The following is a 16,685-nucleotide window of genomic DNA, read 5'->3' as shown; positions in this document are numbered from 1 at the left end:
TCTGGCTCCTGGAATGAAAGGCGCACGAGCCCCTTCCGCGAAGCGCCGCCCCGAGTCAAGCGGGACGGCGGTCCGCGTTTTGGAGCACTTGTTCACGTGCCGGCGCCGTATCTGAATATTGGGGAACGCTCGAATTACGCGTGCTAGCTTCCGCGGCCATGCGCACCTCTCTCCGGTTCTCTTCTCTCCTCCTTGCCTCCTCCGTCGTTGCCGGCTGCCTTGGCGCCGAGACGGACACTGACACTGACACCCTCCAGGCCATCGAGCAGGAGGCCACGGATCCCACGTTCCGCGTCTACAACGTCGTCGAGGCCGTGCTCCCGGCCGCCAACTACGACGGTGTCGCCGGCGACGAGTGCCTCGCGCTCCTGAACCCCGAGCACCGCCTCCGCAAGGTCATCCTCGTCGAGGCCGCCGGCGCCGACGGCTCCTGCGCGCTCAACGCCTACACCGCCGGCACCGCCTTCAGCTTCACCTGGGGCGACACCTCCGTCTACCAGGGCGCGTCCGGCATCACCGCCATCCGCGCCGCGCTCTCCGATACTGACGGCGCCGTTCACCGCCTCGTCGGCTCGATCACCTCCGAGGCCGCCACCCTCGCCAACCTGCAGTCCTTCCTCACGCTGAGCGACGCGCAGCAGGCCAGCCAGCTCGTCACCTTCACCGCCAACCGCGTCCACTCCATCTACGACTTCGAGGGCGAGGAGGAAGTGCTCGCCGAGGCCGCCTACCAGGCCGTCCGCGTCACCCAGCCCTGCGAGAACCCCGGCTCGCCCCGCCTCGACGCCCGCGTCCACAACGGCTTCGTCTACGGCTACACCGCCAGCAACACCGGCAGCTGCCACAGCGGCTGGTTCTCCATGCTCCACATCTACAACCGCGACTGGCGCCTCGTCGCCAGGCAGGAGTACTCGGAGTAGCTCGCCGCAACTGGCGCCTCGTCGCCAGTCAGAAGTACTCGGAGTCGCTCGCCGAGCCGCTCACGTCCTGCCCGTGAGCGGCTCAGCGCCTCGGCCTCGCCTGATGTCATGACGCTCGCCGGCGCCTGCCACCGCGGGCTACCTGAGCATCCTGGCGGGCCAGTCGCTCGACCACGCCGTCGATGCACTTGTCGACATTCGCCCGCTCTGCACGAGCACGGGGCCTCCCAAGCCGCGCTATGGGGTGTCGGGTACTACGGCAACAGCAACCGCCCGGCCTTGGGCCGCTGGGACGTTGCTGTGGCCCGGGCGGGTCCGAACCGATGAAGCGCTCCTGGAATGGGTTGAGGCGGAGAGTGACGGTGGCGGGCCTGGCTGCCGGCGCATTCCTGTTCGCGTCCTGCGAGGCCGGGCAGGCGTCGGGGAAGGGCGCACGGGTGCTCGTCTTCACCAAGACGGCAGGCTTTCGCCACGACTCCATCCCGGCCGCCATCGCCGCCCTCCGCGAACTCGGTGCGACGCACGGCTTCGAGGTCGTCGCGACCGAGGACGCGGCCGTCTTCGAGGATTCCCACCTGGCGCAGTACAGGGCCGTCGTCTGGCTTCTCACCACCGGAGACATCCTCGACCCGGCTCAGCAGGGGGCTTTCGAGCGGTACGTGCAAGGCGGAGGCGGGTACGTAGGTGTCCACTCGGCCGCGGACACGGAATACGACTGGCACTTCTACGGCGGCCTGGTCGGGGCGTATTTCAAGAGCCATCCGCCCGGAACGCCCACCGCGACAATCCACGTGTCCGACCGACGGCATCCCTCGACGGCGCCGCTCCCCGAGCGGTGGGACCGCACGGACGAGTGGTACAACTACCAGGCGGCCCCCGCCGGGAACGTCCATGTCCTCGCCCGCCTCGACGAGCGTACGTACGCCGGAGGAGAGATGGGGGACAACCATCCGACGGCGTGGTGCCATCACTACAGCGGAGGCAGGGGCTGGTACACGGGCGGCGGACATACCATCGCCGCGTACGCTGAGCCGCTCTTTCGAGCCCACCTGCTCGGAGGCATCCAGTGGGCAGCGGGCCTCAGCGACGGCCCCTGCGGCGACGCCCCCGTGAGCGGGCCCGACAAGCCCCGCCAGGGCCACCGGTGCGGTACATCGGCCGCCACCTTCAGCTCCCTCGCTCTGCTCTCCACGCTCTTCCTCCTGCGGGAGCGAAGGTGACCCCGCGGGCAAGGGGGCCTGATCTGTCTCCGTTCTTCGGGCCATGAAGCGCGTCACCCATGAGTGCGCGTCCTCGACGAGGCGCTTCGTGCGGCTCCGAAGGAACTGGGGCCCAGGTGGAGGGCGCGGTAGCCCCCTGTGCCAGCGTAGCTGTCGCCCGGACCGCGAGGCCGGCAGAAGCACCCAGGGGGCGTGAAGGGCAGAGAGGACGTGCCGTACACGGAGCAGTTCAAGGAGCAGATGGTGCGCCGGATGATGGGGCCGGAGGCGCTGGGCGCGAGCCCGATGAGGGAATGCAAGATCCAGAACCGTCGCATCATGACTCCTCAGTCTTCCTTGAAGGAAATCTTGAAGTCCCCTTGAGGGACGATCGAACACTTCGACGCGTTCGCAAGCTGGCAGAAGCGACACATCAAGTACGCATCGACCGTCCCTGATGGCGGAACAGTCACGCTGTTGTTCAGGTTGATTCCCTCGACGCCTGGGGAACTTCCGAAGCCCACCTTGCAGCCCCCGCTATTCGGACAGGGCGAGGTCGTCGAGTGGAGATCAATCTCCATCCAGGTTGCTTCTGACGCCGGGGTCCGGGTGATCTTTCCGCTCGCCTTGATGTTGACCTTCTTGCCCTGAGCCATGTTTCGGCACCGAACATCGAAACCGATGCTTCCCGCGTGAGGCATTGCGATTCCGCGGGGATCTGCTTGGTCCGCTGTGTATTCACATTCGCGGCAGACAGTGCCATCCGCTCCCCACTTCGTGCATCCGCCTCGCGCCGAGAGGGGGAGGATGTTTGGGACCTCGGGCAGGTCGTCGGCAACGGCCGCTGCGCATGACGCGTCCGGCGACTCGATGCACTTGTCCGCCATCTCGGTGTACTCGGCGGTGAGCTTCCGAAGCCTGTCGCGGATCTTCCGCAACTCCTCAAGCTCGGCCTTCTTGCTCTCGAACGCATACTTGTTCGAGTTGTTGATGATCTGGTTCACTCTCGCGAGGCGCAGCCACGCCTCGTCGGCCGCCTCTGCGAGCGCGTTCAGCGCGCGTTGACGCGAAGAGATTGATGAGGTCCTGCGGAACCCTTGAACGAGCTGGTAGGGCGTCGTGGCGAACGAATACGGATACTCGTTACCGGATCCGGGCTTCACCAGCTCGGGCAGATTCAGCGCGTACTCAAGGAGCTTCTTCGTGTCCTGCGCCGAAGGAAGGGTTTCCGACGAGCCCTTGCGAATGATCCTCACCTCAAGGCTTGAGTAGCCACGGATCTCATTGAGCTTCCTCTCGACGTCTGCTGCGCCCGAGAAATTGCCAGCGGCCGCGCGAATTCCCGCTCGGACCTGCTCGGCGTTCTCCTCGGACTCGCTCTCGAACTTGTAGACGGCGAGGAACTCGCCGCCGAGTACGCGTGACGAGATGAAACTGTCGCCGCACTTGTCCAGAAAATCCGCAGGCTCGAGCTTCGCCGCCCACTCGTTCAACTTGTAGGGCTCCTTCACGAAGTTCGCACCGTTCTGCGCGATGGCTCGAACCAACAGGAAGGACGTGCGGTTCGAGAAGTTGCGGCTTGAGCTGTAGCTCGCGTACGCGCCGCCAGACCAAAGACCGATCCCGAAGGACATCGAAGCAGAGACGCCGAGTTCCCGGCGAAGGTCCCGGAACGACTCGACCGCGTGGAGCTCGAAGCGTGTGAGCGTCCCCGTCTGCGTGTCGGAAGCGGTTTCGACGCACGTTGCTCGCGTCCGGCCACCGAGCGAGTCGAACCCCATTCCAAGTTGGACGTTGATTCCATCCGGGATGGCGTACGTCGCCTGCTGGGCTACGGAGGGAAACGAGCCCAGGATAGCGACAAGCAGCACAACTCTCTTAGACGTCATGCAGTGCCTCCTCTGTTGAGGAGGCAACCATAGGGCGCGTTACGCGGTTCAGGGTGGAAAATGCGTCTTATTGCGCTGGGCAAGCAGAGGGCAGGCACATGGGGCTTGTGACTAGGGACGGCGGCTGGAGGATGAACGCCCTTGGGCGGGTGCGGAGCCGAAGCCGAAAGAGGCGAGTGTGCCGCCAGCGGAGCCGAAGAAGTTTAGGTTGGCACCTGCTTGATCGGTCGATGTGGCACCCCGCAAAGCGCGGTCGTCACCTCGTCCGGATGGCGCGTTGAAGCAGCAATCGTCCGCGCACTATCAGAGGGCTCGGTCTCTGCCGAAAGCTCGTCCGCACCTGCGGCCTCGGCCACGGGCTGTGTAATGCCGCCTTCGTCTTCCGGCATCTCTAGGTCCCACAGCCTGTCACCTGCTTCTACGAGTGCCCGTTGAACCTCCCTCACAGCGTCTTCGCCCGCGTAGGTCCCCAACTGCGCCAGCCGAGCACGCATGACGGTTTCCAGCTCGGCGGCTGCGGCGAAGGTCAAGGCACCGGGGCTTCCGGGCTCGGTACAGGCGGTGCGGCTGGCCGAAGTCCAGGGGGGGCTTCCGGTTCACGGCGATCGCGGAAGTGGGCTCGGTGGCTGTCCCCGCCGAGGGAGCCGTCACCATCACGCTCGCTCCTGGTGCGCTGGCCATGGCGGCACGAGGGGCGAGCGCCGGCAGCACGGCCCCGGTGGATGCGGAAGGCCCCTGGCACCACATCGCCTCCGACAAGTTCAGCACGTCCACCAACAACGGGGGGCCTGGACACCAAGGTACCAGGAGATCTTCGACCGGGAGGGCATGTCGCTCGACGATGCTGCGAACCAGATCCGCGTCCCGGGCCACAAGGGGCCACACCCGAGGGAGTCCCATGAGGAGGTCTACGAGCGGCTGGACGAAGCAACATCGACCTGCAAGAGCATCGAGCGTTGCCGGGAGGCACTGACGAAGATCCTCGGTGTGTTGGCGCGCGAGGTCTCGAAACAGGGGACCAAGCTCAATCGGCTGGTGACCCGAACCGAATGACGGAAGGATGACCTCATGCCGAAGCGGTTCTTCAAGTTGACCGATGATGTGTACCTCTCCGGCCGATGGGAGCTGGGGCATCCTCTCGATCAAGAGGGCCAGAAGCTCGATGACCCGTGGCAGTTCAGGATCGGGCAGCGGGCGCATCCGGAGGAGCGCATCAGGATCCCCATCAAGATCTCCGGCAGACCGCTCGACTATTCCCACGCGGCATTCAGCATCCCCATCGTCCACGCCAGGGTGGCCCCCATCTTCACCGAGGTGGCGCCCGACGACGTGCAGCTCATCCCGGTGGAGATCGACTCCCAGCCCGCTCAGCACTTCATCCTCAACGACATCCGGCTGGTGAAGTGCATCGACGATGCTGCGTGTGAGGAGGTGCGTTACTGGGCCCCGGAGGACGGGATGCCCGAGAAGGTGGGGACGTACTCCTCGGTATCCGGGATGCGCATCCACGGACGCTCCAGCCGCCCCGCTCCGGGTGGACGTGCAACTGGAGAAGCAGGGGCGCACGGCCCCCGTGCTCGTGGTGGCCGTGGAAGGGCCGGATGGCGAGCGGCGCTGGTGCCTGACGACGGTGCGCCCCATTGCTGCTATCGCACGCGATGAGCAGTTGGAGGAGCGCATCCTGCTCATCGCCGAGGTGACGGCGCGTTCACGTCAGCAGCGCCGCGAGCGGGAGCGGCGCAGGCGCGAGGCTTCCCTAGATAGAGGCAGCAAAACCGGAAGCGGATGCCCCTCGTGGAGACTGGGGCGGGAACGCCGGAGGTTGCTGCTCCCGCGCGAGCTTCTCCCGCTCCTCCTTGTAGTCCTCCCAATTGAACGCGTTCAGGAACGCGGCGCCCGCCTTCACTCCCCGGGCGAAGAGGTCCACCTGGGCTTCCTTGCTCAGGTTGAAATCCAGCCACCCGTGCGGGCCCGTGTCGATGGTCGTCAGCAGGTGCTTGTAGTCCCGGTGCTGGAGGATGAAGTCATAGTCGAGGCAGTGTCGCGCCGAGTCGAAGATGGCCCGCCCCAGTTCCGCCGGCTTCTGGATGGTGTGTTTCTTCCGCATTCCCAGCCGGGCGCCGAAGGTGGGGGCGCTCGGTACTCCCGGCACGTGGAACAGGTTGATGGGGAAGTTCGACATGATGCCGCCGTCGACGAGGTGGACCTTCTCCCGCGGGTGGATGTCCGCGAAGCTCGCGAGCGCCCAGCGCTGCTGGAGCTCCTCCGGGGACAGGTCCGGTAGCTCCACCGTGAGCGGATAGAAGAAGAACGGCACGGACATGGAGGCCCGCACGAAGAGGGCGGGGTTCTCCTCCTCCCAGTTCTTCCAGAAGAGCTTCGCCATGCGAGGGAACTCGACCTTGGTCTCGGTCGTCACCTCGGCGGCGATGAGCGCCAGGTGGGCCTCGCAGTCATCCGGCGAGAGCGCTTGCCCATCCCGTCGCCGCAGACCCTGGGGCTGGGCCTTCATTCGCTCGTCCAGGTCCTGGACCGTGAAAATCCCGCGCTGCTCCAGGTTGGAAACCATCCAGTCGTAGAAGGCCTGGCCCGGGTTCAGTCCCAGGTGGTGGAGGACGGCGCGCACCACCGCGGGGCCATTCAATGCGAGCAGGAGCTTCGGACGCTTCGCCAGCCACGCATTGAGGAAGCGCTTCACCCCGCCCGAGGAGTCCATGAACTCGCTGAGGTCCTTCGCGGCGAGCCGCTCCAGCAGGTAGCTGCTCTTGGGCTTGTCCTTCGTGTCCACCGCCGCCAGCAGCAGCGCGGTGATGGCGCCCGCCGAAGTCCCTCCAATATCGAGGAACCGGACCTTCGCCTGCTCCAGCGCATGCAGGTACCCCAGGAGCGCGATGCCCAGCGTGCCCCCTCCCTCCATCACGACGTCGACGTACTGGTTTCCCTCGCTGTCGATGACGTCGGAGATCTTCTTGTCCCGCAGGTGTGCTTTCAGGTCATCCACGGCCGCGACCACCTGCGGGTCCCCCGTGAAGTCCTCCGGGCGCGTCGTCTTCGTCCTGGTACGTTTCACCACACGTCCTCCCTTTGGCTGCCCAGGGGAGGGCGCGTCGCACCGATGTGGGCTCGCGCGGACCTCCCCAGAAGAGGGAGTGGGGTGCCGGAGTGATGTGACTGCAGGATGAAGAGGGGACTGGAGATGTGGCCACCCCCGATGACGTCGTCCGCGCTGCGGCACTTCAGCCGGGCGTCCTCATCGGCCGCGGCCGCCTCGCAGCTCGCATCACCATGGGCCGCCCATACCTCCTAGGGGCATCACCCTCCCGGGGTGCGCTACCCCGCTTACCTGCTCCGAGAGGGACGAGACAGGCGGACGCGGCGCACCATGCCCATGTTTCCGCCGACGAATCCCCAGGAGGAAACGGCATGTCTTTGGAGACGATTCTGCTGTGGGCGGTCATCGGCCTCATCGCGGGATGGCTCGCGTCGGCCGTGGTCGGCGGAGGTTATGGCGTCATTGGCGACATCGTGGTGGGCGTGGTGGGCGCCTTCATCGGAGGCTTCATCTTCCGGGCGCTCGACGCGGGGGAGCCCTTCGGAGGGCTCGCCGGGACCATCTTCGTGGCCTTCATCGGAGCGGTGGTGTTGCTGCTGCTGCTCAGACTCATCCACTCGTCCACGCTACGAAAGGCCTGACCGCTTCGGGGGCCGCTCCCGACAGCGCGTCAGCGGTTGCCCAGGAGCAGCAGGCTCGTCATCAGGTTGCCATGCTCGGGCCGCTCGGGCATCACGCAGCCCTGTTCGCCGAAGGTGAACAGCGACACGAAGGGCGTCTGGCCCACCGCCTGCTGGAATCGCCGCAGCATGTCGGGGACCTGCTTCTCGATGGTGAGCATGCAGCCGGCGCAGTAGACGAGCAGCGCGCCGGCGAGCTCGTCCCGGGTGAGTCCCGAGCTGCCCATCGCCCATTCCGCCACCCGTCCGCTCTGCTCCACGAGCGCCCCTGTCGTGCTGCGCATCAGGGTGACCTGCTCGCCCTCCCGCACGTCGGCGAAGAGCGTCAGCGCGCGCTCGGGCAGGAGCACCTTCTCGGGGTGCACGACGACGTGGGTCTCCAGGCCCTCCATCTTCCGGGACACCCCGAGCGGGCAGAGCGTCGTCTTGCCCAGCACCGAGCCGCCCGTCCGCAGGAACGGCTCGAGCTGACCGTCGAGCCACTCGTTGTAGACCTCCGCCGCCGGCCGCCCGTCGATGGTGTACACGGTGCGTCCCTTCGCCCGGGTGACGGTGCCCTGGCGGCGCGTGACGAGATAGCCGCCCTGGCAGATGGCGGTGAGCCGCCAGGGCCAGTCGCACACGGCGAGCACCGCGCCCGTCCGGTGGACGCCGTCCGACGACCAGACCGACCACTGTCCGCTGATGTCGTTGTCGGCGGCACTGCCTCCGATGAAGAGCGTGCGCCGTGGCAGCACGTCGGAGAGCCCGCTGAGCAGCGCCTCCTCCTCTCCCGGGGTCGCATGCACGACGGCGAAGCGCGCCGCGTCGGGCGGGATGTGGCCCTGCTGCAACGCGTGCTGGGCGAGCGCCCGGCCCTGGCCGCGGACGTCGCCGGTGCGCGCCGAGGCGCTTACGCCGAAGCGGAAGCCGTCGCCCACGAACCAGAACGCGCTCACGGCCCGCTCGGTGCGGAAGCCCTGCGTCGAGCCCACGCCCAGGCACGACGTGGCTCCGACGAAGGGCACCCCGGGCAGTTGCTCGACGAGCGCCTTCTGCAGCGCCGCCGCCTGGAAGCCAATCGTGGAGTAGACAAGGCCGCCACGCACGGGCGCGCCAGCCGCCTGCTGGCGCAGTTGCGTGACGAGCTCTCGCGCGGCGCTGGCCTCATCCGCCGCGGTTGACAGGGAAACGACGATACGGGCCGCCATGCAACCTCGCTTGAGTGTCGAGAGGAGGTGTCCTCACTTGTGGCGTGCGGGTGGGAAAAGCGCAACGGGGGGCGAGTGACCCTCCCCGTTGATGCCGCCGCCCGTGCGCCGTGTGGCCGAGGGTGGGAGTGGGGCTCGGAGGTGCGTGGGTCATCCAGGACGCGGTAACCCGGTTCGAAACGTCAGAACCGGCCCGTGAGTCCCCCCACGAAGCCCCCATGCCTCGTCGTGCCGAAGGCGGGCGCCACGGGGACGGGCGAGTCCGTCAGGGAGAAGCGCGACGCCGGCTCGGCGTCCCGCGACAGCTCGTAGCCCATCGTCGCCCCGATGGCGGGGAAGGCGAGCAGGGCGAGGCCGCCCAGCGCGTCGTCGCCCCCGGACGTAATCATCAGCAGCCCCGCGCCCGTGCCCAGGGACGCTCCAATCAGGGTGCCCACGAAGCCCCCTCGGCCCCTCATCAGGCTGCCGGCGGCGTACGTGGTGAGCGCCGTGCCGAGCGCCATGCCTCCCAGGCCCATGGCGGCCGCGCCATCGCAGCTCTCCTCGAAGAGCACGCAATCGGTGGTGACGATTCCGACGATGACGCCCAGCAGCCCTCCGGCCACCGTGCCCGCGCCGCCCGACAGCGTCTCCAGGATGATGCGGGGCGCGGTGGGCATTCCCCGGGGTTCCCTGGCCCTGACGGGCGCGTCCTCCGTGGGCCCGGGCTCCAGCGGGGAGGGCTCCACCTCGTCCGGTGCCGAGACGAGCGGCGGCGCCACCACGGGGGCGTCCGGGGACGTGGGGGACGCGGTGTCCTGGGCAAGCGCGGCCTGGGGCAGGAGCGCGCACACGAGCGCGACGGCGAGGAGGCGGTGCATGGGGGAACCGTACCTCGAAATTCGAGAGAGGCGCGCGGGCCGCGTCCAGCGACATGGAGTGCCTTGACGGCGCGGCGCAGGCCCCCCATCCTGCCGCGCCCCATGCCTGTCCTTCGTGGTGCTGTCACCTTTTCGCGCTTCCGGGTCGAACCGGCGAAAGAAGCGCCGTCCGACATCAAGCGCTGGCTCACGCGCGGCCTCAAGGCGCACGCGTTCGAGCCCATCGACCGCCGCTCCGAGGAGGAGCGCGCCGCCGGCTTCGTGGAGCTGGAGAACGCGGACTCGAGCGAGTTCCCCACCAGCCGCCTCTTCTATGGCGAGTACGCGCTGTTCGCCTTCCGCATCGACACCATCAAGGTGCCGGCCGCGGCCATGAAGGCGGAGATGACGAAGTGGGCCGCCGCCTTCGAGAAGGAGAACGACCGTCCTCCCAGCCGCGGCGAGAAGAACCAGTTCAAGGCCGAGGTCCGGCAGATGCTGCGCAACCGCGCCACGCCCCGCACCAACGTGCTGGACGTGAGCTGGAACCTGAAGACGCAGCAGGTGCAGATCTGGGCCGCGTCGCGCAAGGTGGTGGATGAAATCTGCGTGGCGCTGGAGAACGCGCTGAGCGTGAAGTTCACCGGCCTGACGCCGGCGGACGTGGCGCGGACGACGGGCATCGACGAGAAGTCGCTCGGGCCCACCGCGGAGCTGATTGGCATGGACCTGCCGGCGACGGCGGTGGAGGAGGTGCCTCATGTCGAAGCGTGAGCAGGCCCGGGCCGAGGCGGCCTTCATGCGGGGCGACGTCGGTGTGGACGGCGCCGCCACCGAGGAGAAGCAGGACGAGGCCGAAGTCGAAAAGGGCAAGGCCCGCGAGGCGCTCCTTCGCGGCCGGGCCTACCTGGGACGCGAGTTCCTCACCTGGCTGCTGTGGCGCTCGGAGTCGGGCGACGTGCTCATCGAGCACGAGGGCGAGGGCGTCACCGTGCTCTTCATGGGCCGGGTGGTGCTGCGCGGCGTGGCGGGCGACGTGACGGAGATGAGCGCCAAGGGCACGCTGGCGCCGTACTCGGAGCAGGTGAAGCACTCGCTGGACCGGGGGCTGCTGGTGGCCCAGGCGCGGCTGCGGCTCACCAACGGCGAGAAGGAGTACGAAGTCACGCTGGACTCCGAGTTCCTCGACGTCCGCGCCGCGAAGCTGCCGGCGCTGATGAGCGAGGAGGAGGACGACCAGATCACCGAGCGCCTCTTTCTCACCGAGCAGCTCTCCGCCATGGTGGACGCGCTGGTGAGCGACTTCCTCGCGGTGCGCGCCGGCCGGAGCTGGAGCAAGCAGGTGGTGCCCGCGATGAAGGAGTGGATGCGCGGCGACGAGAAGGGCGCGGACGCGCTCTCCAAGGCCGCCCGGGCCCGGGGCAAGGAAGCCCGCGCCGCCCGGAACTGATGCGGCGGCTCGGCGGGACACGGCGGGTGCGCGGCTCCGGCGGCGCCCCCCCTCCCTGGGAGAACTCCGTGCCCGCGGAGCCGTCCATCGCCCGGGTGTGTTTCATCGCACCGGGGCACCGCCCGTCCTGAATCAGTCGACTTCCACGACGACGTACTGCGAGCCGGACGCCTGGTAGTAGGTGGCGCCGCATTGGTAGAGCCCCATCCCGTTGATGGTGACCGTGGCGCAGCCATGCGGCAGCGTCGCCACGTAGGCCGAGGTGCGGCGGACGGTGCGCCGGCTGGTCCGGCGCGCGGTGCCCGCGACGCTCACCGGCGTGGCGGGACGGCCGACGACGGCCTCGGCCTGGGAGATGAGGGCGCCGTGCAGGGCGGCTCCGTCCAGTCCGAGGTCACCCATCAGCACGGCCGCGAGCGCCGCGCCCTGGAGCGCTGCCTTCCAGCGATATGCACGCGTCTTCATGGCTGCTCTCCTACGTGCAGCTCACCCACCTCGTTGGGAGTGAGCGTCTCCACCCGCTTGAAGCCCGCGGGGGGCCTGAACTCGAAGCGCCTGGCGTCCAGCCGCGGCTGGAGCTCCCAGTCGTGGAGGCGGACGGTGTACTGGGGGGCGCCGGTGGTCCACTTGGTGGTGATGACGTACTTGAGGGGGAGGGGCTTGTCACCGCGTTGTACCCAGAGCTGCCAGTCCACCTTGTCCGTGCGGAACGCGAGATGGTCGCACGCGATGCCGTCCACCACGGCGGGGCCCAGATAGGTGCCGCTCTCCACGTGGGTCATCAGTCCTTCGTAGGGTGAGGCGTACAGCAGGTCGGCGCCCGCGAGGTCCAGGCCGACCTGGCTTCGGATCGTCTCGATCATCTCGTCGAGGGTGGCGGGTCCGTTCAGCTGGAAGTAGGCGTTCTGGTTCTTGCCGAGGAGCGTAATGGTCCGCCCGTCGAAGAAGAGCTCGGCGTCGGCGAAGCCTCCGCGGCGTGTCGCATGGAGCCTGGCGGGCCTTTGCACCGCGATGCTGCCCGAGCTGCTGAACTGGAGCTTCTGGCCATCCTCGCTGATGACCTCGTTGTCCACGTCGTAGTCCGCGGTGAAGGACTTCAGGCCAGAGAGGTAGCTGGACATCGAGCGCAGGATGCGGTCGGCCTCCGGGTCCACCTTCCTGGCTTCGCGCTTCTCCTGGGCCTGTGCGGCCGAGGCGCCGGCGCCGAGGACGAGTCCGAAGACCGCCAGGGCGCGTATCGCCGCGCCAAGGATGGAGGCTCTATATCTCATGGCCGTCTCCTGCCTTCTCGAATCACCTGTGGCTCGAAGGTGGTGCCGTGCCGCGCCGCGCGCAGCATTCACGCGGGCGGCCCCCTGAGCGTGTGATGGCCTCCAGGAGGATGCGACCAGGGTCCGGGTCGGGCATCGTGCCGAACCCCTCTTCGCCTGGGTGCCCTCGCGTGGCGCTCCACGAGGTGGGTGCGGTGATGCGCGCCGGTGGAGGGATTCAGCGGGACGCGGCGGGCGCACCGCTCCGGCGGCGCACCCACGCGAGCGCCAGGCCTGGCAGCAGCACCATGCCCGCGAAGAAGACGAGGAAGGACTCCACCTCCGCCGCCGTGGCGCCCAGCGCCGCGTACGTGGCGGACACGCCCAGGTTGGACAGGGCGCAGACCGTGAAGAAAGCCCGCCGGGACATCTGGCTGGTGCCCGCGAAGACCACCGACGCTTCCGCCAGCACCGGCACCGCGCGGAACACCAGCAGGAACCAGGGCCCCAGCCGCTCGGAGGCGCGCGCCAGCCGCTCCAGCTCCGCGTCGCCCGCCATGCGCCGCAGCGCCGCCGAGCCCGCGCGGGCGCCCAGGACGTAGCCCACCGCGCAGCCCACCATCATCCCCAGCCATGCCGTGGCCAGGCCGCCCCAGAAGCCGAGCAGTCCTCCGGCCGCGGTGCCCACGAGGCTGGAGGGTACGGGCAGCAGGACGTCTCCCGCGAGCAGCCCGCCCAATACCAGCGCCACCTGCCACGCGGGTGGATGGGCCGACAGGAACCCCTGGGCGAGTGCGTCCAGCTCCGCGCCAAAGAGCGCAAAGGGCACCAGCACGCCGGCCAGCAGCAGCCCGCAGAAGGCGGCCCAGCCGGCCACCGCGCGCGCGCGTGTCATGCCACGGGTGGGCTCAAGCAGCATCGGAGAGCGGCAGCCGGGCCGCCGCGGCCATCAATGCCTGCTCTCGCTCGGCGGGGAGCTCGCCTTCCGCCATGAACGCGATGCCCACCACCGCGCGCACCTGCCCCGCGGCGTCCAGCACGGGCAGCGCCACGCCGGCGCGCGCGTTCACCGCCCTGGCCCCCGGCTTGATGCGGCCGGTGTCGTCTTCCTGCAGGTTGCACGTCTGCACCGGCACCTTGCGCACCTGCGCCAGCCCCGCCATGCCCTTGCCGTGGGGCACGAGCCGGACCGCGTTCAACACCGGCGGTGGGATGTTGAGGGCCGCCACCAGCTCCAGGTCCGTTCCACGCTGGAGGTGGACGGTGCCGGCGGCGCCGCCGTGCTCGGCGGCGAAGGACTCCAGCCACGACTGATACGAGGGGATATTCGCGTTCGCGCTCATGGCACAGTCCACTGTGCGTCCCCGTCTTTCGGGGCGTCAACGCGGCGGCGCCGGACTATACGGCAGTGGACGTTGGGGGTGGACTGGAGGGCATCCGGGCTCACGGCGGCGGCGGCGCGAGGGCGCGGAAGCCCTCCGCGATGGCGAGGCCGATGTTGCCCAGCAGGTCCTGCCGCGCGTTGACCACGTAGAGGTGCGGGGTGAGGGCCCAGACCTCGCGGAGCACGCGCCGGGGCGCGGGAGGGGGCTGGGTGCTCAGCTCGGCCTGGAGCAGCGGCAGCACCTTGTCGGAGAGGCGCAGCGCGGTGTCCATGACGAAGATGGCCACGTGCGGGCGCAGCGCGCGCACCCGGCGGAAGAAGGCGCCCACCTCGTCATGGGCGAGGTGCTTGGGCGGAGAGGACTTCATCTCCAGGTAGAGCAGGCGGCCCTCCGCCGCGGCCACCACGTCCAGGTCTCCGCCCACCTCGGGTGCGTGGAACTTCACGCCCGCGGCCACGTCGAAGCCGTACCGCCCGCGCAGCTCGCGCGCCACGTACCACTCCAGCGTGCCGCCGAAGCTGGCGGCGGGGTAGCGCAGGCGGTAGCGCCCATCCTCCTCGCGCCCGGCGAGCCCCAGCGCCACCAGGTCCTCGGCGAACGTGGCGGCCTGGGACTCCTCCAGGTACTTCGTGGCCTCCGCGGGCAGGAAGCTGCCGCGCCGGAGAATCGCGCCGCGCAGGAAGAGGCGGAAGGCGTAGTGGCCCAGCCGCTCCACCAGCCGCTCGACGCGCTCCTCCTCCAGGTCCGCCCGGAAGGGCAGGTCCAGCGGAGCGACGGAAGGCTGGAAGCCGCGGCGCACCAGCATGGCGAGCGCCTCGCTTCCGGGCGCGAGCAACTGTCGCGGCGTCGGTGGGGCTTCGGCCGCGCTCAGCTCGAGGTCCCGGGCCGTGGGCAGTTCCTTCATTCCGCAACCCTAGCCCGGCGCGAGGCGCCTGCCCAACCGGCCCATGGGCGCCGCCCGGGCGCGTGAAGCAAGGCACTCGGCATCGTCAGTGGACGAAGACGGGGCAGTAGTTCAACAGCTCCCGCAGGGGCGGCTGGCAGAGCTGCACCCCACGCCAGGACTCGATGAAGGTGTCCCGCCGAGCCTGGAGGAAGCACGTGGCGGGGTCGTTCTCGACGGTGGCGAACTGGCAGAGCTGGAGGGCCTGCGACTGCGTCAGCGAGCCCTCGTCCAGCACGCGCATGTAGCACTGCGCGGGAGCCGTCGACCGGGCTCCCCGGCAGAGCTGGGTGGCCATGTGTTCGTCCGTCAGCCCCGAGTCGCGCGCCATCTGGTAGCAGGTGAGCTGCGGCGCCCGCTCCGCGCCCCCGGCGCCTCCTGGAGCCCCGAGCCCGGAGAGGGCAGCGAGCACTGCCGAACCGCCTGCCGCCTGGCGGAAGAGCCGGGACGTGCCGCTGCCTCGCTTCATGCAGACCTCCTCCCGGGAATCTAGGTGTCCGCGCGCGGACGAACCGGCGCGACGGAGGAGGCCCGGTCCGGGGTGGGGCGGGAAGCGCTGGGCCCGCCCGGCCGCCTCCTGTCGGCTACAGTCTCCCGGGACTCGAAGGGGAGGGGGCATGACGGACGTGACATCCCACCTGGCGCCGGAGTGGCGGGCGTGGCTGGCGGAGAACCTGGTGCTGGGCGTGGCGCCGGAGCGCCTGGAGCGCATGCTGCTCCAGGAGGGAGTGGCTCCGGACCTCGCGCGGGCCGAGCTGGAGTCCGCCCGCCAGCACCCGGCGGTGGAGGCCGGGCGGCATCGCGCGCGGCTGCATGGCGGCGTGCGCTCGCTGCTGGACAGCCGGGTGGCGATCCACCGGCAGTCCGGCTGGCACCAGCGCCTGGAGCGCCGCCGAGGCGTGTCCACGCGCGAGCTGATGGAGCGCTACTACCTCGCGCACCGGCCCGTCATCCTGGAGGACTTCATGGACGGCTGGCCCGTCCTGGAGCGCTGGCAGCCCCGGGCCCTGGCGGAGCGCTACGGCGACGTCGAGGTGGAGGTGATGGCCGGCCGCGAGTCGCGCGCGGACCATGACCTGGAGCCGGATGCCTGCCGCACGGTGATGCGCTTCGGCGAGTTCATCCGCCGCCTGCTGGAGGGCGGCCCGTCCAATGACTTGTACCTCACGGCACGCAACTTCGCCCTGGAGCGGCCGGAGCTTCGCGGGCTGATGGAGGACCTGCGCTACCCCCAGGGCGTGCTGCGCGAGACGGACCTCGTCGGGGCCGTGAAGCTCTGGGTGGGGCCCGCGGGCACGCGCACGGCGCTGCATCACGACCTGGGCAACGTCTTCTTCGGGCAGATTTCCGGGCGCAAGCGCTTCCGGCTCATCCCCTCGTTCCAGACGCATCAGGTCTACAGCCACCGCGACGTGTGGAGCCAGGTGGACGCGGACCGCCCGGACCTGGAGCGCTTCCCCGCGTACCGGGAGGCGGACGTGCTGGAGACGGTGGTGGGGCCCGGGGAGATGTTGCTCATCCCCGCGGGCTGGTGGCACCAGGTGTTCGCGCTCGACGTCAGCGTGTCCGTCACCTTCCAGGAGTTCGACGTCCCCGGAGGCAACACCTGGTGGAGACTGCGGTGAGGTGCCGGGGCCCGGCGCCTACTTCTTCAGCGGCGGCGTGGTGGGCGGCGGCGTCGGCCGGGTCCGCTCCGTGTCCGGGTGCGGGTGGGTGGCCGGGTTCGGGACAATCCGCTCCCGGCGGGTCGGCGGATTGGGAGGCGGGTTCGGAACGATCTTCGGAAGCGGATCCGTTGGGCTCGTCATGAGGCTTGGGGCTCCAGTCAGACTGCGGGGCCTGCGGCAGTGATATAACGCACCGCGTGTTTGATGCGACCTGACGAGAA

Annotated in this window: 20 protein-coding genes; 8 read left to right on the top strand and 12 right to left on the bottom strand. The window is 69.1% G+C overall.

Going from position 1 to position 16,685, the window contains the following annotated elements:
* Positions 1–158: 158 nt before the first annotated feature.
* Both K8638_RS08785 and K8638_RS08780 read left to right on the top strand, forming a co-directional pair.
* Entirely contained in the window at positions 159–920 is a 762-nt protein-coding gene (locus tag K8638_RS08785) for a hypothetical protein (RefSeq protein ID WP_223753984.1), read from the top strand.
* A 356-nt stretch (positions 921–1,276) separates the two neighbouring features.
* Entirely contained in the window at positions 1,277–2,140 is an 864-nt protein-coding gene (locus tag K8638_RS08780; protein ID WP_223753983.1) for a ThuA domain-containing protein, read from the top strand.
* Between the two features lie 326 nt (positions 2,141–2,466).
* On the opposite strand, the gene K8638_RS08775 is transcribed toward K8638_RS08780, so the two are convergent.
* Positions 2,467–4,008, bottom strand: coding sequence for a hypothetical protein (locus K8638_RS08775; protein ID WP_223753982.1), 1,542 nt, complete (start codon positions 4,006–4,008; stop codon positions 2,467–2,469).
* A gap of 203 nt (positions 4,009–4,211) precedes the next feature.
* Positions 4,212–4,538 (bottom strand): hypothetical protein, encoded by a 327-nt coding sequence (locus tag K8638_RS08770; protein ID WP_223754081.1) that lies wholly within the window; start codon positions 4,536–4,538, stop codon positions 4,212–4,214.
* Here K8638_RS08770 and K8638_RS08765 point away from each other — a divergent pair.
* Both K8638_RS08765 and K8638_RS08760 read left to right on the top strand, forming a co-directional pair.
* Positions 4,501–5,061, top strand: coding sequence for an AHH domain-containing protein (locus tag K8638_RS08765; protein ID WP_223753981.1), 561 nt, complete (start codon positions 4,501–4,503; stop codon positions 5,059–5,061). The two genes, K8638_RS08770 and K8638_RS08765, sit on opposite strands and share 38 nt — an antisense overlap.
* A gap of 15 nt (positions 5,062–5,076) precedes the next feature.
* Positions 5,077–5,670, top strand: a complete 594-nt coding sequence (locus K8638_RS08760) for a hypothetical protein (RefSeq protein ID WP_223753980.1) — start codon at positions 5,077–5,079, stop codon at positions 5,668–5,670.
* A gap of 94 nt (positions 5,671–5,764) precedes the next feature.
* Here the strand turns inward: K8638_RS08760 and K8638_RS08755 are convergent, their stop codons facing one another.
* A complete protein-coding gene (locus tag K8638_RS08755) occupies positions 5,765–7,078 on the bottom strand; it encodes a patatin-like phospholipase family protein (RefSeq protein ID WP_223753979.1) in 1,314 nt (437 codons plus the stop codon).
* Positions 7,079–7,431: 353 nt separating this feature from the next.
* Here K8638_RS08755 and K8638_RS08750 point away from each other — a divergent pair, with 353 nt between their 5' ends.
* The gene (locus K8638_RS08750) at positions 7,432–7,701 is read left to right on the top strand and encodes a GlsB/YeaQ/YmgE family stress response membrane protein (protein ID WP_223753978.1); all 270 of its coding nucleotides are present in this window, start codon (positions 7,432–7,434) and stop codon (positions 7,699–7,701) included.
* Positions 7,702–7,730: 29 nt separating this feature from the next.
* Here the strand turns inward: K8638_RS08750 and K8638_RS08745 are convergent, their stop codons facing one another.
* Both K8638_RS08745 and K8638_RS08740 read right to left on the bottom strand, forming a co-directional pair.
* A complete protein-coding gene (locus K8638_RS08745; protein ID WP_223753977.1) occupies positions 7,731–8,930 on the bottom strand; it encodes an FIST signal transduction protein in 1,200 nt (399 codons plus the stop codon).
* Positions 8,931–9,112: 182 nt separating this feature from the next.
* Positions 9,113–9,790 (bottom strand): hypothetical protein, encoded by a 678-nt coding sequence (locus K8638_RS08740; protein WP_223753976.1) that lies wholly within the window; start codon positions 9,788–9,790, stop codon positions 9,113–9,115.
* A gap of 102 nt (positions 9,791–9,892) precedes the next feature.
* Between K8638_RS08740 and rdgC the strand changes: the two genes are divergently transcribed.
* A complete protein-coding gene (gene rdgC / locus K8638_RS08735; RefSeq protein WP_223753975.1) occupies positions 9,893–10,543 on the top strand; it encodes a recombination-associated protein RdgC in 651 nt (216 codons plus the stop codon).
* Positions 10,530–11,219, top strand: a complete 690-nt coding sequence (locus K8638_RS08730) for a hypothetical protein (RefSeq protein ID WP_223753974.1) — start codon at positions 10,530–10,532, stop codon at positions 11,217–11,219. Before rdgC ends, K8638_RS08730 begins: the two co-directional genes overlap by 14 nt.
* Before the next feature lie 132 nt (positions 11,220–11,351).
* Here K8638_RS08730 and K8638_RS08725 read toward each other — a convergent pair whose 3' ends face one another.
* From K8638_RS08725 to K8638_RS08700, 6 genes are all read right to left on the bottom strand, one after another.
* Positions 11,352–11,684, bottom strand: a complete 333-nt coding sequence (locus K8638_RS08725; protein WP_223753973.1) for a DUF6515 family protein — start codon at positions 11,682–11,684, stop codon at positions 11,352–11,354.
* Positions 11,681–12,490 (bottom strand): DUF2092 domain-containing protein, encoded by an 810-nt coding sequence (locus tag K8638_RS08720; RefSeq protein WP_223753972.1) that lies wholly within the window; start codon positions 12,488–12,490, stop codon positions 11,681–11,683. The genes K8638_RS08725 and K8638_RS08720 overlap by 4 nt, the downstream gene beginning before the upstream one ends.
* A 217-nt stretch (positions 12,491–12,707) precedes the next feature.
* The gene (locus K8638_RS08715) at positions 12,708–13,364 is read right to left on the bottom strand and encodes a VTT domain-containing protein (RefSeq protein WP_223753971.1); all 657 of its coding nucleotides are present in this window, start codon (positions 13,362–13,364) and stop codon (positions 12,708–12,710) included.
* A 13-nt stretch (positions 13,365–13,377) separates the two neighbouring features.
* Positions 13,378–13,812, bottom strand: coding sequence for a GAF domain-containing protein (locus K8638_RS08710; protein ID WP_223753970.1), 435 nt, complete (start codon positions 13,810–13,812; stop codon positions 13,378–13,380).
* A 100-nt stretch (positions 13,813–13,912) separates the two neighbouring features.
* The gene (locus tag K8638_RS08705) at positions 13,913–14,758 is read right to left on the bottom strand and encodes a hypothetical protein (RefSeq protein WP_223753969.1); all 846 of its coding nucleotides are present in this window, start codon (positions 14,756–14,758) and stop codon (positions 13,913–13,915) included.
* Positions 14,759–14,843: 85 nt separating this feature from the next.
* Positions 14,844–15,266, bottom strand: coding sequence for a hypothetical protein (locus K8638_RS08700; RefSeq protein WP_223753968.1), 423 nt, complete (start codon positions 15,264–15,266; stop codon positions 14,844–14,846).
* Positions 15,267–15,414: 148 nt separating this feature from the next.
* On the opposite strand from K8638_RS08700, the gene K8638_RS08695 reads away from it, so the two are divergent.
* Complete coding sequence (locus K8638_RS08695) at positions 15,415–16,422, top strand: cupin-like domain-containing protein (RefSeq protein ID WP_223753967.1); 1,008 nt, start codon at positions 15,415–15,417, stop codon at positions 16,420–16,422.
* An 18-nt stretch (positions 16,423–16,440) separates the two neighbouring features.
* Here K8638_RS08695 and K8638_RS08690 read toward each other — a convergent pair whose 3' ends face one another.
* Positions 16,441–16,605 carry a hypothetical protein gene (locus K8638_RS08690; protein ID WP_223753966.1) on the bottom strand — a complete coding sequence of 55 codons (165 nt, stop codon included), beginning with the start codon at positions 16,603–16,605 and terminating at the stop codon, positions 16,441–16,443.
* Positions 16,606–16,685 lie beyond the last annotated feature (80 nt).

The sequence above is a fragment of the Myxococcus sp. RHSTA-1-4 genome, from assembly GCF_020037125.1.
Taxonomy (GTDB): Bacteria; Myxococcota; Myxococcia; order Myxococcales; family Myxococcaceae; genus Myxococcus.
This window is presented reverse-complemented; position numbering and strand designations above follow the sequence as displayed.